Below are 14,920 nucleotides of genomic sequence, written 5' to 3'. Positions count from 1 at the left end.
CCGCCCGCTGTCGACCACGATGCGCCGCCCCGGCCCCGCTCTCCGGGGGTCAGCTCCCCTTCAGCTCCTCGATGACCGGCCCGAACGCCTCCATACCGGTCTCCAGCACCGTGATGTAGGAGAAGCCGTACCGCTCCCGGCGTTCCCGCAGCTGCTCGGCCATCTGCGCCGGCGTCCCGATCAGCAGCGTCGGCACCTCCAGCGCCTGCTCCTCGTCCACCCCGACGCCGTGGCCGGCGAACTCCCGGGCGGCGGCCCGCCGGTCGCCGGTCACCAGCACCCGCTGCACCAGGATGTTCAGCTCGGCAGGCGCCGCCCGCTCCGCGGCGTACGAGTGGTAGGCGGCCACCGCCTCCGCCACCCGCTCAGCGGGCAGCAGCTCCAGCGTGCCCTCGGGCTTGCCCGGGGCCTGGCGCCCGCCGGTGAACGCCGCGATCTCCGCGTACCGGGCGGCCAGCCGCAGCACCCGCGGCCCGTTGCCGCCGATCATCAGCGGCGGGCGGGGCCGCTGGGCCGGCCGGGGCAGCTGCTCCGGGTCGCCGAGCAGCCGGTCCACCTCCCGCACCGTGTGCTCCAGGTGGTCCACCCGCTCCCCGGGCGTCCCGAACGGCAGCCCGGCCGCGTCGTGCTCGGCCTTGACGTACCCGGTGCCCAGGCCCAGCTCCAGCCGCCCGCCGGTGAGCAGGTCGGTGGTGGCCGCGTCCCGGGCCAGCAGCGCGGGGTTGAAGAAGCCGGCGTTGAGGACGAAGGTGCCCACGCGCGGGCGCTCGGTCGCCTCCGCCGCGGCCACCAGCGCGGGGAACGGCGCCGGCCACCCGAGGTGGTCCGGGACGAGCAGGACGTCGTAGCCCAGCTCCTCGGCGCGGCGGCAGGTGGCGCGCCAGGCCGGGCCGGTGTCGAGGGTGAGCAGCGTGACGCCGAAGCGGAACGGACGTGGCATGGCGGCCTCCTGGGGTCCGTGGTCGGGTACGGGCGTGCAACCGTCAACCGCCATGCAATCACGGCGCGTTGGCCGCCGTACGCGGGAAAGCCGGGCCCGGGCCGCCGGGTCAGCCGTTCGCGGGCCGGGCGCCCGGCGACCGCCGGCCGGCCCGTACGGCCGCCGCGTCCGCCGGCTCGCGGGCCGCCGCCTCCTCGGCCGCGGCCTCCGCCGCCAGCCCGCCCCAGATCTCCCCGGACAGCGCCACCGCGGTCGCGGTGTCGCCCGCCGCGCAGGCGTCGATCAGGGCGTCGTGGCGGGCGGCGGAGGCGCGGGCGGCGGTGCTGGAGAAGCGGCGGCGCTCCAGCCGGCGCAGCAGCGGGGTGTAGCGGCGGACCGTCTCGGCCAGCGCCTCGTTGCCGCACACCTCGACCGGGACGGCGTGCAGCGCGTCGTCGGCGGCGAGCGCGGCGGACGCGTCCCCGGCGTCCAGCGCGCGGACGAACGCCTCGTTCGCCGCCCGCATCCGCGCCAGGTGCTCCGCGGTCAGCGCCGGGACGGCGGTCCGCACCGCGAGCGCGTGCATGGCCTGGACGACCGCCAGCGCGTCCCTGATCTCCTGGGCCACGACCGGCGCGACCCGGGTGTAGCTCTGCGGTTTGGAGACCACCAGCCGCTCGGCGGCGAGCCGGGCCAGGGCCTGGCGGACGGGCGCGCGGGACAGGCCGAGCCGCTCGGCCAGCTCCCCGTCGTGGAGTTTCTGCCCGGGCGGCAGCTCGCCGGAGACGATCGCCTCCAGCAGCGCGTCGTACGCCTTGTCGCGCAGCAGCCGTCTCGGCACCGGTTCCAGTGCGGTCACGCCCTGATCCTAAGCGGACGGACCCGGCGGCCGGGGTCGGCCAGCCGCCCACTAACATTTTAGATGTCAGTACGCGGGAGGTGCCTCCCGGAGCGGTCCTACCGAGGGAGAGCCGTGCCGATAGCCGCGCGCGGGAAACGAGGGACCACCGCCGTCCCCATGGCGCTCGGCGTGCTCGCCGCCGCCTGCTTCGCCACCACCTTCGTCCTCAACCGCGTGATGAGCGTGTCCGGCGGCTCCTGGATGTGGAGCGCGAGCCTGCGCTACCTCTTCATGGTCGTCCCGCTGCTCGCCCTGGTGGCGGCGCGCGGCGGACTGCCCGCCGTGCTGCGCAGCCTCCGGACCCGGCCGGGCGGCTGGCTGCTGTGGTCCACGGTCGGCTTCGGCCTCTTCTACGCGCCGCTGACCTGGGCCGGGACGGCCGGCGCCGGATGGCTGGTGGCCGCCACCTGGCAGCTGGTGATCGTCGCCGGCATCGTCCTCGGCGCGCTCGGCGGCGAGCGGGTCCCGCGGCGCACCCTCGCGGTGTCCGCGCTGATCGTGCTGGGCGTCGTCCTGACCCAGCTGCGGGACGCCGGGGGCACCGGCGCGGGCGACGCGCTGCGGGTCGTGCTGCCGGTCCTGGTCGCCGCGGTCGCCTATCCGCTCGGCAACCGCCGGCTGCTCGGCGTCGACGGCCTGGACGGCGTCCAGCGCACGCTCGCCATGACGCTCGGCTCGCTGCCGCTGTGGCTGGCGCTGGCCGCGACCGCCGCGGCCACCCAGGGCCCGCCGCCCGGCGGCCAGCTGGTGCGGTCCGCGGTGGTCGCGCTGGTGTCCGGCGTGGTGGCCACCACCCTCTTCTTCCGCGCCACCGACCTGGTGCGCCACCAGCCCGCCGCGCTCGGCGCGGTCGAGGCGACCCAGGCGGCCGAGGTGCCGTTCACCCTGCTCGGGGAGGCGCTGCTGGCGGGCGTCGCGGCGCCCGCGCTATCGGGCTGGGCCGGTCTGGTCCTGATCGTCGCCGGGCTGTGCGCGCACGCGCTGGGTCACGTACCCGGCGCCGCCGACCGCCAGCAGCAGGACGACGGTGCCCAGGGTGAACGTCTCGAAGGTGAGCCGGGAGACGCCCCAGACCGCCCGGAAGTGGTACGGCATCCCGACGGCCGCCTCCAGGGTGCCGGGGAACAGCGCCACCCATGAGCCGAGCAGGATCCACGCGTACACCAGCACCGCCGCCGCGGTGAACCCCCTTGTGCCGAACGGGACTTCGTAGGGCCGGGGCACCTCGCGGTGGCGCAGCCGGAGCGCCAGCAGCGCCGGGATCACCGCGAGGTACGACAGCAGCAGGGTGGTGATCGCCACCGACAGCACCACCCCGAAGACCGCCGAGGCGTCGCCGTGCGCCAGGTGCATGGCGGCGAGCATGAAGGCGGTGGCGGTGACGCCGGAGAGCAGGTTCATCCGCACCGGGGTGCCCAGCCTGGGGTGGAACGCGCCCAGCGCGCGGGTGAAGAACCCGCCGTCGGCCGCCGCCATCGCCTGCATCCGGTCCGCGACGATCATCCAGGCGCTGCCCTGGGTCAGCAGCGCCACGGCGAACACCACCGCGGCGCAGGTCAGCAGCGGCCCCCGCCAGCTCCCGTAGACCTCGAAGACCAGCGCCGCGGCGTCCATGAACCCGCCGACCCCGGTGACCCGGCCGGGCGGCGCGGCCGACAGGATCGCCGCCACCGGCAGCAGATAGCAGCAGGTGGCGATGGCACCGGACGCGCCGATCGCGACCGGGACGTCGCGCTGCGGATCGCGCATCTCGTCGCCCGCCGCGTTCGGCGCCTCGAACCCGACGAACGCGAAGAGCAGCACCGGCACCAGCGTCAGGAACCCCTCGCCGCTCGGCGCGAAGTCCGCCTCCGCCAGCCCCCGGAAGCCGTGCCGGATGCCGTACGCGACCGCCGTGGCGGTGAAGAACGCCAGCGCCAGCACCTTCGCCGCGGCGCCCGCCGTGGTGATCCACTTGCCGCGCCGCAGCGAGACCACCGCGGTCAGGATCGCGGACCAGATGAAGACCAGCTTGAAGACGTAGTCGGCGGGGGTGCCGGAGCCGAGCGGGAAGACGAAGCCGTTCCAGGCTTCGGCCGCGAGGTAGACCAGCGAACCGCCCAGCCACACCGGGTTGGTGACCCAGTAGAAGATCGTGGTCAGCGCGGCCGCCAGCCGCCCGAAGGCCACGTCCACCCACACGTACGGGCCGCCCTCCTGCGGGAAGGCCGCGCCGGTCTCGGCGAACAGCAGCGCGTACGGCAGCAGGAACGCCGCCGCCAGCGCCGCGGTCCAGGTGACGGCCTGCCCGCCGCCCGCCGCGATCTGCCCGATGACGTCGAGCGAGACCACCGCGGCGACACCCATCGCCATGATGTCGAACCGGCGCAGCGTGCGCCGCAGATGCGGGACGGGGGCGGGCACGGGCACGGCGCTGGCTCCTCCGGGGCGGGGCGGCCGGGCGGTCCGGCGGCCCGGCCGCACCACATCGTGCGGCACCGCCCCGGCCGTCCGGCGGCGGCGCGGCGGGCGGCGGGCGCCGGTCGCCCCGATGGCCCGGCGCCGGGGCGGGCAGTGCGATCCGCCACGTCCGGCGGCCCTGTCGCCCGCGGACTTCCCCGGCTAGGGTCGGCTGCGCAGTCGATCATGGCGCTTCCCCCACGGCGCCCCGCGCAGCCGTGCGCCGAGGACCGAGGGAGGGCCGTGGAACTCAACCTCCACCAACTGTGGATCTTCATGCAGGTGATCGAGCACCAGGGCTTCTCCGCCGCCGCGCAGAAGCTCTACATGAGCCAGCCGGCGGTCTCCAACCAGGTCCGCAGACTGGAGCAGGCGCTCCGCGTCACCCTCATCGACCGCACCGGCACCCGCGTCCGGCCGACCGCCGAGGGCGCCCTGCTCGCCGCGTACGGCGAACGCGTCCTCCGGCTCGCCGACGAGGCGGTGGCCGCCGTCCAGGAGGCCGCCGAACCGGTCACCGGGCGCCTCCTGGTCGGCGGGTCCACGACCGTCGGCACGTATCTGCTGCCCGCCCTGCTCGCCCGCTACCAGCGGCGCCACCCGGACGTCGGCTGCGAGGTGTTCGTCGGCGACGCCACGGCCGTCACCGAGCGGCTGCGCACCGGCGGCATCGGGCTGGCCGTGGTGGCCGGCCGCCCGCCCGGCGACCAGCTGGCCGTGGAGCAGGTGCTGGACGAGCGGCTGCTGCTGATCGCCGCCCCCGATCATCCCCTGGCCGGCACCGACCCCGTCACCCCGCACGACCTGGCCGCCGCCGGCGCCCGCTTCCTGCTCCGCGAACCGGGCTCGCCGGCCCGGGCCCGCCAGGAACGGGCGCTGGCCGACTGGGGCCTGGCCGGCGCGCCGCGGGCCGACATCTGGGGGCCGGAGACGGCCAAGCGGTGCGCGGCGGCCGGGATGGGCCTGGCGCTGCTCCCGGAGCACGCGGTGGCCGGCGAGCTGCGCGCCGGTACGCTCACCGCGCTGCCGGTCACCCCGGCCCCGCCGTCCTGCCCGGTCAGCCTCGTCCGCCACCGGGACCGGCCGCCGTCCCGCGCCGAACGGGCCTTCCTCGCGGTCCTGCGCGAACTGCGGGACCGCCCGGCGGAACCCGGCGCGGAACCCCTCGGCGCCGCCGCGGCGGACCGCCCTTGCCGGTGCTAGCGGTACCGCGCTAGCGTGGTGGACGTGGCGAAAACCCAGTTGAACGTCCGGGTGGACGAGGCCACCGCCGAAGCGGCGCGGGAGCGCGCCCTCCAGCGGGGCGTCAGCGTGAACCGCTATATCGAGGAGCTGGTCCTCAAGGACGCCGGCGAGGTCGGCCAGACCTTCGTCGAGGCCGCCGCCGACTTCATGAAGCAGTACGAACGGGTCTTCGCCGAGGAGTTCGGGCCCGACCCGGGCCCGGCCCGCCATCCCTCCGCCGACCGGCACCCGCGCGGTGCGGAAGGACAGCCGGGCACGACGTGACACTGCGCATCGATCTCGCCTGGCTCCTCCTGATCGCCGAACGGCACACCCCCGGAGACCCGCAGGTCACCGACTGGGGCGCCCTGATGGCCGCGGTCGGCCGCCACGAAGCCGAGATATTCGGCGTCCCCGTCTACCCCGAACCCCAGGACCGCGCCGCCGCCCTGCTCCAACTGCTGCTGCACGTACCGGCGCTGGAGCGCTCCAACGCGATGTTCGCCAGCGCGGTCGCCTACGGCTTCCTCATCGCCAGCGGCCTGAAGGTCACCACCTCGCCCGAACAGGTCCGCGACCTGGCCCGCATGGTCAAGGACGGCACCGCCGACGTCCGCGCCATCGCCGACGAGCTGCGCACCTGGACGGAGTGACCCGCGCGCCCGGTCAGGGCAGACGCCGCGCACCCGCTCAGGGCAGGGGCCGCGCGACCGTGATGATCTCGGGGGAGTCCGGGGCGAACGGCCGCCGGTCCCAGTCCCCGTAGCGCGCCTCGACAGCCAGGCCCGCCGCCGCCAGCCGGGCGTCGAGCGCCGCCGCGTCCAGGAACCGCAGCGCCGCGCGGCTGACCACCGGCGCCCGCCACCCCGGCCCGTCGAACGTCTCGGTGAACCGCACCAGGCCGCCCTCGACCGGCAGCTCGACCCGGTGCGCCACCCGCGCCCGGCGGCCGTCGGGGCGGGTCACCGCCACCGCCCGGTCCGGCGTCCACCGCTCCCAGGGCCGCACCAGCGGATTGCGGGTCTCGAACGCGAACCGGCCACCGTCCCGCAGCGCCGCCCGGATCGCGGCCAGCGCGGCGTCCACGTCCGCGTCGGCGGTGAGGCACTGGAAGGCGTGACCGGTCATCACCACCAGGTCGAAGCCGGCGCCCGGGCCGGTCCCGGCGACGGCGGGCGCGTTCGCGGACCCGGCGTCGGCCAGGAACCACTCGATGTCCGCGCGGCGGCGGGCCCGGTCGAGCATCGCCGGGGACGGGTCGAGCCCGGCGAGGCGGCCGGTGTGGCCGGCCTCCCGGGCCCGGTGCAGCAGGGTGCCCGTACCGCAGCCGACGTCGAGGACGGCGTCCGCGGCCAGGACCGGCGCGAGGTAGAAGTCGTTGTCCGGGCCCCAGGGGTTGAGCACGTCGTACCAGGCGGCGAGGTCCGCCTCGGTGGTCGGGTGGTCGGCCATGGGGCCAGTGTCCGGGACAACGGGCGTCTTCCGCACGGGAGTTACGTGCCGGGCGGCGATAACGCGCCGCCCGCCCCCCAGGGAACTACGCGCCCCCGGCGCCCTCCGGGAGGGCCGGCCCCGTGCCGCCCAGTTCCGGGGCCAGCCAGCCGGGGGCCGCGGCCCGGAAGGCGTCGGGCGGCAGCGACCCGGAGCCCTCGGGGATCACACCGAGCAGCGGGACGCCCGCGTGGTCGGGGAGTTCGGCGAGGTTGCAGCGGGCGGCGAGCCCGGGCTCGGCCGGCCAGCTGCCGATGACGATGCCGGGGCAGCGCAGGCCGTGGGTGCGCAGCGCCAGCGCGGTCAGCGCGGTGGCGTTGAGGGTGCCGAGCCCGGCCTCGACCACGACCAGGACCGGGGCGCCGGCCATCCGCGCCGCGTCGGCCAGGGTGTTCCCCGCCGCGTCGAACCGGACCAGCAGACCGCCGGCGCCCTCGACCAGCACCAGGTCGTGCGAGGCGGCCAGCTTCGCCGCGGCCTCGGCGATCTCCTGCGGGCCCACCGGCGGCAGCCCGGACCGCCGGGCGGCCGTGGCGGGCGCCAACGGCTCGGGGAACCGCGCGAGTTCGCTGATCGTGGCCGGGCCGGCCAGCCGGGCGGTCTCCGCCGCGTCGCCCGGCTCGTCCGGCCCGACCCCGGTCTGGGCGGCCTTGAGGACCGCCACCGTGCGGCCCCGGCGGAGCTCCGCCGCGGCGATCGCGGCGGTGGTCACGGTCTTGCCGATCTCGGTACCCGTGCCCGTCACGAACAGCACCGGCATGAGGTGTGCCTCCGAACTCTCGAGTGGTGGTGGGAAATAGGGAAAAGGGGGCGGCCGGCGCCCCGGTGGGTCAGCCCGCGCGGGCGGCGGCGCACACCGCGGCGGCGATCCGCGCCACGTCCTCGTCGCCGGTGATGTACGGCGGCATGGTGTAGATCAGGTCCCGGAACGGGCGCAGCCAGACGCCCTCCCGGACCGCGGCCCGGGTCGCCGCCGCCATGTCCACCGGGTGGTCGAGCTGCACCACGCCGATCGCGCCCAGCACCCGGACGTCGCGCACGCCGGGGATCTCCCGGGCCGGCGCCAGCCCGTCCCACAGGCCGGCCTCGATCCGCTTGACCTCGCGCGCCCAGTCCTGGGACAGCAGCAGCTCCACCGAGGCGTCCGCGACCGCGGCGGCCAGCGGATTGCCCATGAACGTGGGGCCGTGCGCCAGCACCGGGACCTCGCCGCGGGAGATCCCGTTGGCGACCTCCGCGGTGCACAGCGTCGCCGCGAGGGTGAGATAGCCGCCGGTCAGCGCCTTGCCGAGGCACATCACATCGGGCGCGACCGCGGCGTGCCCGGCGGCGAAGAGCGCACCGGTCCGGCCGAAGCCGGTGGCGATCTCGTCGAACACCAGCAGCACGCCGTGGGCGTCGCAGGCGTCCCGCAGCACCCGCAGATAGCCGGGGGAGTGGAACGCCATTCCGCCCGCGCCCTGCACCACCGGCTCCACGATCACCGCCGCCAGCTCGTCGGCGTGCCGGGCGATCAGCTCCCGCAGATGGTCCGCGTACGCGGGGTCCGGCGGCGCGTCGAAACCGGCCGGCGGCGGGTCCGCGAAGATCTGCCGGGGCAGCACGCCCTGCCAGAGGTGGTGCATTCCGCCGTCCGGATCGCAGACCGACATCGGCTGCCAGGTGTCGCCGTGGTAGCCGCCGCGCCAGGTCAGCAGCCGCCGCTTGCGCGGTCTGCCCAGCGAACGCCAGTACTGCAGGCACATCTTGACGGCCACCTCGACCGACACCGAACCGGAGTCGGCGAGGAAGACGTGGCGCAGCGGCTCGGGCGTGATGTCCACCAGCCGCTTGGCGAGCCGGACCGCGGGCTCGTGGGTGAGCCCGCCGAACATCACATGGCTCATCCGCTCCAGCTGGCCGCGCGCGGCGTCGTTGAGCACCGGGTGGTTGTAGCCGTGCACCGCCGACCACCAGGACGCCATCCCGTCCACCAGCTCGGTGCGGCCCTCGGCCGGCCGGCCCAGCCGCAGCCGGACGCCGGCCGCCGACTCGACCAGCAGCGGCTCACCGCGGCCGGGCATCGGCCCGTACGGGTGCCAGACGTGCTCCCGGTCGAGGGCGAGCAGTTCGGCGGGGGTGAGCGGCTCAGGCATTGGGCGGCAGGTCGGTGCCGGCGCCGCGGCGGCGCACCGCGACCAGATCGCGCCGGGCCTCCTCGGAGGGGGCGGGGACGGCGGCCGGGGTGGCGTCCGCCGCGTCCGGGGCGTCCTGGCTGTCCTGGGCGTCCTGGGCGTCCTGGGCGTCCTGGGCGGGCGCCGCGTCCCGGCGGTGGGCCGGCAGCGTGGTGGTGTCGGTGCCCTCCACCTCGAACCCGGCGTCCGCGATCATCGCCAGATCGTCCTTGCCGGCCTGGCCCTCGCTGGTCAGGTAGTCGCCCAGGAAGATGGAGTTGACCAGGTGCAGGGCGAGCGGCTGGAGGCTGCGCAGATGCACCTCGCGGCCGCCGGCCAGCCGGACCTCCACGTCCGGGCAGACGAACCGCACCATCGCCAGGATGCGCAGGCACCGCTGCGGGGTGAGGTTCCACTCCTTGGCCAGCGGGGTGCCCTCGAACGGGATCAGGAAGTTGACCGGCACCGAGTCCGGGTCCAGCTCGCGCAGCGCGAACACCACGTCCACGAGGTCGGCGTCGGTCTCGCCCATCCCGGCGATCAGCCCGGAGCAGGCGGACATGCCCGCCGCCTGGGCCTGCTGGACGGTCTCCACCCGGTCCGCGAAGTCGTGCGTGGTGCAGATGTCGCCGTAGGTGGCTTCCGAGGTGTTGAGGTTGTGGTTGTAGGCGTCCGCGCCCGCCGCGCGCAGCCGCTCCGCCTGGCCCTCGCTGAGCAGCCCCAGGCAGGCGCACACCTCGACGCCCTCGTTCTGCTCCTTGATGGCGGAGATGGTCTCCGAGACCCGGTCCACGTCCTTGTCGGTCGGGCCGCGGCCGCTGGCCACCAGGCAGACCCGCTTGGCGCCGCCGGCCACCCCGGCCGCGGCCGCCTTCGAGGCGTCATCCGGCTTCAGCCAGGTGTACTTGAGGATCTCCGCCTTCGAGCCCAGCCGCTGCGAGCAGTACGAGCAGTCCTCCGGGCACAGGCCGGACTTGAGGTTGACGAGGTAGTTGAGCTTGACCCGCCGCCCGAACCACGCGCGGCGCACCTTCCCCGCCGCGGCCACCACATCGAGCAGTTCGTCGTCGGACGTCGCCAGGACGGCGAGCGCTTCCTCGCGGGTCGGCACCTCGCGCCGCAGTCCCTTGTCCACCAGTGTGTTCAGCAGGTCCATGGCGCTGATCCTCGCGTACGCCGCACCCCGCCGACCATGGAGGAATCCTCCAATGCCCGGTAATCGGGGTGTGTGCATCACCACACCGTCTCCGTGTGGAACGACCGCTAACGTCTATCGACAGCCCACAATCCGGTCCCCGCGGGCCCGTTGCCGGGAAGCGCCGCCCCCGGGACCGTACGCCACTCCGGTACGGGACCGCATCCCGCCCCGGTACGGGACCGCTCCCGGTGCCGCCCGACGACGAAGGACGCCGATGCCGCAGGACTCCGCCCCGCCGCTGCCGCGCGACGACACCCCGCCTGCGCCGACCGCCGCGCCGACCGCCGCGCCGTCCGGCGGGCGGCCCGCCGCGGCCCTCCGGCCGGCCTCCGGCGCGGCGTTCGACTGGCTGGACGCCGCCCGTGCCGAGCGCCGGCGGGCCGGCCTGGTGCGCACCCTGCGGCCCCGGCCCGCCGACTCCCCGCTGCTGGACCTGGCCGGCAACGACTACCTCGGGCTGGCCCGGCACCCGGAGGTCACCCGCGGCGCGGCGGCGGCCGCGCACCGCTGGGGCGCCGGCGCGACCGGCTCCCGGCTGGTCACCGGCAGCACCGAACTCCACGCCGCGCTGGAGGACGAACTGGCCGCGTTCTGCGGCTTCGAGGCGGCGCTGGTGCTCTCGTCCGGCTACGCCGCCAACCTCGCCGCGGTCACCGCGCTCACCGCCCCCGGCACCCTGGTCGTCTCCGACGCCGGCAACCACGCCTCGCTCATCGACGGCTGCCGGCTCTCCCGGGCCCGCACCGAGGTCGTCCCGCATGCCGACCCGGCGGCCGTCCGCGCCGCGCTGGCCGGCCACGGCGGCCGGGCGCTGGTGGTCACCGACGCGGTCTTCTCGGTCGACGGCGACGCCGCGCCGCTGGCCGCCCTCGCCGACGCCTGCCGCACCCGGGACGCGGCGCTGCTGGTCGACGACGCGCACGGGCTGGGCGTCCTGGGCGAGGGCGGCCGCGGCGCGCTGCGGGCCGCCGGACTGGCCGGGGACGCCGATGTGGTGGCGACCGTGACGCTCTCCAAGTCCCTCGGCGCGCAGGGCGGCGCGGTGCTCGGCCCGGCCCGGGTCATCGAGCATCTGGTCAACACCGCCCGGTCGTTCATCTTCGACACCGGGCTGGCGCCGGCCGCGGCCGGCGGCGCGCTCGCCGCGCTCCGGCTGCTGCGCCGGGAACCGTACCGCGCGGCCCGGGTCCGGCGGGTGGCGCGGGACCTGCACGCCCGGCTCACCGCGGCCGGCCTGAGCGCGGCCCGCCCGGACGCCGCGGTGATCTCCGTCCGCGCGCCCTCGCCGGACGCGGCCGTGCGCTGGGCCGCCGACTGCCGCGCGGCCGGCCTGGCCGTCGGCTGCTTCCGCCCCCCGTCCGTACCCGACGGCGTCTCCCGCCTGCGCCTGACCGCCCGCGCCGACCTGACGTGCCGTCAGCTCAACGATGCCGTCCGCACGGTGGTGGCCACGGCGCCTACGCTGACGGGCTGACGCCCCGGGGCGGCGGGCCGCTCCGGGGGCACGGTCCGGGCACGGCTCGGCCGGCCCGCCCGCGGGGAACGCCGGCCCCCACCGGCACGCACACCCCTCAACCCGCCGGAACCAGCAGCGCCTCCGCCCCCACCGGGCGGTACCCGGCCGCCAACAGGGCCCGTACGCTGCGGGCGTTGCCCGGGGCGACCTGGGCCCAGAGCAGGTCGCCGTCCGGTATGAGATGGCGGGCGGCGCGGGCCAGGGCCCGGCCGAGGCCGCGGCCCCGGGCAGGGTCGGCCACCTCCACGGCCAGCTCCCAGCGGCCGGCCACCCCGCGGCCGATCACCACCGTGCCGCCGTCGCCGGTGGTCCAGGCGCGCACCGCGTCGCGGTGCCGGAGCGCGCGGGCGATGCGCGGGTGATCGGCACCGGCCGTCTCGGCCAGTGCGACCGGGGGCGGGCCGGGCAGCGCGTCGGCGACCGTGAGGAGGTCGACGCACCCGATCTCCCGGCCGGTGCGGGCGCCCAGCGCGCTGAGGAACGGCGGGTTGAGCGGCGCCGCCAGATCGCCGGGCGGTATCCGCTCGCGCACCCACGCGGGCGGCACATCGGCGAAGACCACGGAGTGGGCGGTGAAGGACACCACCCCGGCGTCCCGCGGCGACGGTGCGGGCAGCACCGTCACCGCGCCGTCGGCGGGCGGGAAGGCGCCCCGCGCCGCGGCCGCCAGCAGCTTGCTCAGTTCCCGGTCCATACCGCCAAGTTACCGAACGCCACTGACACCCGGCCGTTGTCCACAGCCCGGCGGACCGCCGTCGTCCACAGGCCCCCGGGCGGGCCCGCGGGTACCGCCGGCCCGCCCGCCGGTCAGCGGACCCGCCAGGCGGCGAACCCGCCGGTCACCGCACCCGCCCGTACCACACCGCGCGGCTCCAGATCCGCTCCAGGCGGACCACCGCGCCGGCCTTGGGCGCGTGCCAGATCCGGTCCTCGCCCGCGTAGATCCCGACGTGGTAGACGCCGCTGCCGGAATGGAAGAAGACCAGATCGCCGCCCCTGCGGGCGGACCGGGAGACGTGCTCGGTGTGCCGGTACTGCTGCGCCGCGGTGCGCGGCAGGGCCCGCCCGGCGCGCCGGAAGGAGTACAGCGTCAGCCCCGAGCAGTCGAAGCTGTTCGGCCCCTGCGCCCCGTACTTGTAGGGCGCGCCCTGCTTGGAGGCGGCGATCCGCAGCGCCTTGGCGGAGACGGAGGCCAATTCGGCCTCGGGGGCGGCCCCGTGGGCCGGTATGGGCCCTCCCAGGGTGACCAGGGTGAGGGCGGAGACGGTGCCGGCACGCGCCAGCAGATGCGGCATCTGCACGCGCATGGTCATGCGCAACCCTTCGTCAGCCGGTGATCCGGACGACGGCGGGATGCAGCTGTCCGTCCGGACCGCCCCGTCGCTGTGGCGGGGTCTTGTCGTCCCAGGGATCGTCACGCACCACCCACCCGATTTCCGAGCTGAAAATGCCGTCTGTGATATTGGTCACGTTTGCGCCGAATGGGCGGATTCGTCCGGATCGGGCCGGTGAACGGCGTGCGCACGCGGCCGGGACCAGCGCCGAAACCCCGGCACCACCGGAATCTCCGGCGACCCGCGCAATTCCTCGCCCCCTTACCGCAGCCGCGGACGCTACGCCGTCTGTGCACTCCGGAGCCGTACGTGTCCCGGGACGGACCGGCGCGCACCCCCGCGACGCGCCCCGCCCCGGGCCCCGTTCGGCGGCCGCAGCCCCCGGCCGGCCTGTCAGGCGCCCTCCCGCGGCGGCACCGTCACCCGCCGGGCCCGGCGCTCGCCGTCCAGGACGCGCAGCGCCCGGCCCAGGGTCTCGGTGTGCAGTTCGCTCTCGCCCCGGCTGTGCATGAGCGCGAGGGCGTCCCGCAGTCCCGCGGAGGCGCGGACCAGGGCCTGGGCGGCGCGCAGCGAGGCGTAGGTGCTGGTGCCGCGGGCCGGGTTGATCCGGCCGAGCAGGTCAAGTGCCTCCAGATAGCGGTCGATCAGCTCACCCTCGGCGCGGGTCAGGGCGGGCAGCGGCGGGAGTTCGGGCGGCCACATGCCCCTCACCGCCCGCCGACCGGGACGGCGGACCGCTTGCGGCCCCGGGTGAGCCCGTCGATCAGGCCGTACTCCTGGGCGGCGGGCGCGTCGAAGAAGGCGTCCCGCTCGCTGTCCGCGGCGATCCGCTCCGGGGACTGCCCGGTGTGCCGGGCCAGCATGTCGATCTGGAGATCGCGGGTGCGCAGCACCTCCTCCGCCTGGATCCGCAGGTCGTCGGCCTGGCCGCGGACCGGTTCGGAGAGCGAGGGCTGATGGATCATCACCCGCGCGTGCGGCAGCGCCATCCGCTTCCCCGGGGCGCCCGCGGCCAGCAGGACCGCCGCCGCCGAGGCCGCCTGGCCCAGGCAGACCGTCGCCACGTCGCAGGAGATGTAGCGCATCGTGTCGTAGATCGCGCACATCGCGGTGACCGAGCCGCCGGGGGAGTTGATGTAGAGCGAGACGTCCTGGTCCGGCGCGGCGTGTTCGAGGTGGACGAGCTGCGCCATCACGTCGTTGGCGCTCGCGTCGTCGATGGGCGTGCCCAGGAACACGATCCGCTCGTCGAGGAGCTTGGAGTACGGGTCCATGGTCCGGGTCCCGTAGCTGGTGCGCTCGGTGAACTCGGGCAGGACGTAGCGCGCCGTCGGCCGCAGCATGGCTGCTCCCTTCCTCTGTAAAAAATGTACAGGACGTACGTCCCGTTAGAATGGGAGCATGGCCTACGAAATTCCGGTGACGCAAGCCCGGGCCGAGCTCGCGGAGTTGATCAACCGCGTCGTCTACGGCGGCGAGCGGGTGGTCGTCACCCGTCACGGCAAACCCCTCGTGGCGCTGGTGTCCGCCGCTGACCTGCAACGACTTGAGGACTTGAGGCGGGAGGAGGAGGCCGCGGAGCAGGAGCAGGTGATCAGCACGGTCTCCTCCGTGCGCCCCCTGGCGTCCGCTCCGGGCGAACGCCGGCGCTTCGGCATCGCCGCGGAACACCGCGACCCGGCCGCCGGGGATCGGCGACCGGGTCGGGAGAGGTGACCTAACGGATACGGAGACGGGGACGAGGG

The 14,920-nt window shown here is 75.9% G+C and carries 16 protein-coding genes and 1 pseudogene; 6 read left to right on the top strand and 11 right to left on the bottom strand.

Translation table 11 applies throughout. From position 1 onward, the window contains the following. Positions 1 to 49: 49 nt before the first annotated feature. Both ADL22_RS08065 and ADL22_RS08060 read right to left on the bottom strand, forming a co-directional pair. Positions 50 to 940 carry a TIGR03621 family F420-dependent LLM class oxidoreductase gene (locus ADL22_RS08065; RefSeq protein ID WP_066975198.1) on the bottom strand — a complete coding sequence of 297 codons (891 nt, stop codon included), beginning with the start codon at positions 938 to 940 and terminating at the stop codon, positions 50 to 52. A 109-nt stretch (positions 941 to 1,049) separates the two neighbouring features. After that, complete coding sequence (locus ADL22_RS08060; protein WP_079063932.1) at positions 1,050 to 1,778, bottom strand: GntR family transcriptional regulator; 729 nt, start codon at positions 1,776 to 1,778, stop codon at positions 1,050 to 1,052. Positions 1,779 to 1,841: 63 nt separating this feature from the next. Between ADL22_RS08060 and ADL22_RS36010 the strand changes: the two are divergent. Further along, positions 1,842 to 2,738 (top strand): annotated as a pseudogene (locus tag ADL22_RS36010) (multidrug resistance efflux transporter family protein); the annotation flags it as partial. Positions 2,739 to 2,747: 9 nt separating this feature from the next. Here ADL22_RS36010 and ADL22_RS08055 read toward each other — a convergent pair. Next, a complete protein-coding gene (locus ADL22_RS08055) occupies positions 2,748 to 4,229 on the bottom strand; it encodes an APC family permease (protein WP_066975197.1) in 1,482 nt (493 codons plus the stop codon). 273 nt (positions 4,230 to 4,502) lie between these two features. Here ADL22_RS08055 and ADL22_RS08050 point away from each other — a divergent pair, with 273 nt between their 5' ends. Genes ADL22_RS08050 through ADL22_RS08040 form a run of 3 tightly spaced genes read left to right on the top strand, consistent with a single transcriptional unit; the run spans position 4,503 to position 6,136 of the window. Beyond that, positions 4,503 to 5,462: a LysR family transcriptional regulator gene (locus tag ADL22_RS08050; RefSeq protein ID WP_066975194.1), complete on the top strand. Its 960-nt coding sequence runs from the start codon at positions 4,503 to 4,505 to the stop codon at positions 5,460 to 5,462. 24 nt (positions 5,463 to 5,486) lie between these two features. Next, positions 5,487 to 5,768: a toxin-antitoxin system, antitoxin component gene (locus ADL22_RS08045; RefSeq protein WP_066975290.1), complete on the top strand. Its 282-nt coding sequence runs from the start codon at positions 5,487 to 5,489 to the stop codon at positions 5,766 to 5,768. Beyond that, entirely contained in the window at positions 5,765 to 6,136 is a 372-nt protein-coding gene (locus ADL22_RS08040) for a fic family toxin-antitoxin system, toxin component (protein ID WP_066975192.1), read from the top strand. Before ADL22_RS08045 ends, ADL22_RS08040 begins: the two co-directional genes overlap by 4 nt. Positions 6,137 to 6,173: 37 nt before the next feature. Here the strand turns inward: ADL22_RS08040 and ADL22_RS08035 are convergent, their stop codons facing one another. The 4 genes from ADL22_RS08035 to bioB all read right to left on the bottom strand — a co-directional run bounded on the left by ADL22_RS08035 (position 6,174) and on the right by bioB (position 10,283). Next, positions 6,174 to 6,935, bottom strand: a complete 762-nt coding sequence (locus tag ADL22_RS08035; RefSeq protein ID WP_066975189.1) for a class I SAM-dependent methyltransferase — start codon at positions 6,933 to 6,935, stop codon at positions 6,174 to 6,176. 85 nt (positions 6,936 to 7,020) lie between these two features. Continuing rightward, the gene (gene bioD / locus ADL22_RS08030) at positions 7,021 to 7,734 is read right to left on the bottom strand and encodes a dethiobiotin synthase (RefSeq protein WP_066975188.1); all 714 of its coding nucleotides are present in this window, start codon (positions 7,732 to 7,734) and stop codon (positions 7,021 to 7,023) included. Between the two features lie 70 nt (positions 7,735 to 7,804). Then, a complete protein-coding gene (locus ADL22_RS08025; RefSeq protein ID WP_066975186.1) occupies positions 7,805 to 9,109 on the bottom strand; it encodes an adenosylmethionine--8-amino-7-oxononanoate transaminase in 1,305 nt (434 codons plus the stop codon). Next, a complete protein-coding gene (gene bioB / locus ADL22_RS08020) occupies positions 9,102 to 10,283 on the bottom strand; it encodes a biotin synthase BioB (protein WP_066975184.1) in 1,182 nt (393 codons plus the stop codon). Before bioB ends, ADL22_RS08025 begins: the two co-directional genes overlap by 8 nt. A 256-nt stretch (positions 10,284 to 10,539) precedes the next feature. Between bioB and ADL22_RS08015 the strand changes: the two genes are divergently transcribed. After that, positions 10,540 to 11,799, top strand: a complete 1,260-nt coding sequence (locus tag ADL22_RS08015; RefSeq protein WP_079063931.1) for an 8-amino-7-oxononanoate synthase — start codon at positions 10,540 to 10,542, stop codon at positions 11,797 to 11,799. A gap of 97 nt (positions 11,800 to 11,896) precedes the next feature. Here ADL22_RS08015 and ADL22_RS08010 read toward each other — a convergent pair whose 3' ends face one another. The 4 genes from ADL22_RS08010 to ADL22_RS07995 all read right to left on the bottom strand — a co-directional run bounded on the left by ADL22_RS08010 (position 11,897) and on the right by ADL22_RS07995 (position 14,518). After that, complete coding sequence (locus tag ADL22_RS08010; RefSeq protein WP_066975182.1) at positions 11,897 to 12,535, bottom strand: GNAT family N-acetyltransferase; 639 nt, start codon at positions 12,533 to 12,535, stop codon at positions 11,897 to 11,899. A gap of 145 nt (positions 12,536 to 12,680) precedes the next feature. Then, positions 12,681 to 13,154: a C40 family peptidase gene (locus ADL22_RS08005; RefSeq protein WP_066975180.1), complete on the bottom strand. Its 474-nt coding sequence runs from the start codon at positions 13,152 to 13,154 to the stop codon at positions 12,681 to 12,683. Positions 13,155 to 13,568: 414 nt separating this feature from the next. Continuing rightward, entirely contained in the window at positions 13,569 to 13,877 is a 309-nt protein-coding gene (locus ADL22_RS08000) for a hypothetical protein (protein ID WP_066975178.1), read from the bottom strand. Positions 13,878 to 13,882: 5 nt separating this feature from the next. Further along, positions 13,883 to 14,518 (bottom strand): ATP-dependent Clp protease proteolytic subunit, encoded by a 636-nt coding sequence (locus ADL22_RS07995; protein WP_066975176.1) that lies wholly within the window; start codon positions 14,516 to 14,518, stop codon positions 13,883 to 13,885. 58 nt (positions 14,519 to 14,576) lie between these two features. Between ADL22_RS07995 and ADL22_RS07990 the strand changes: the two genes are divergently transcribed. After that, positions 14,577 to 14,891 (top strand): type II toxin-antitoxin system Phd/YefM family antitoxin, encoded by a 315-nt coding sequence (locus ADL22_RS07990; RefSeq protein ID WP_066975174.1) that lies wholly within the window; start codon positions 14,577 to 14,579, stop codon positions 14,889 to 14,891. The last annotated feature ends 29 nt before the right edge of the window (positions 14,892 to 14,920 follow it).

The sequence above is a fragment of the Streptomyces sp. NRRL F-4489 genome, from assembly GCF_001509485.1.
Classification (GTDB): domain Bacteria; phylum Actinomycetota; class Actinomycetes; order Streptomycetales; family Streptomycetaceae; genus Streptomyces.
Note: the sequence above shows the minus strand (reverse complement) of the source record. Positions and strands in the feature narration are given on the sequence as shown.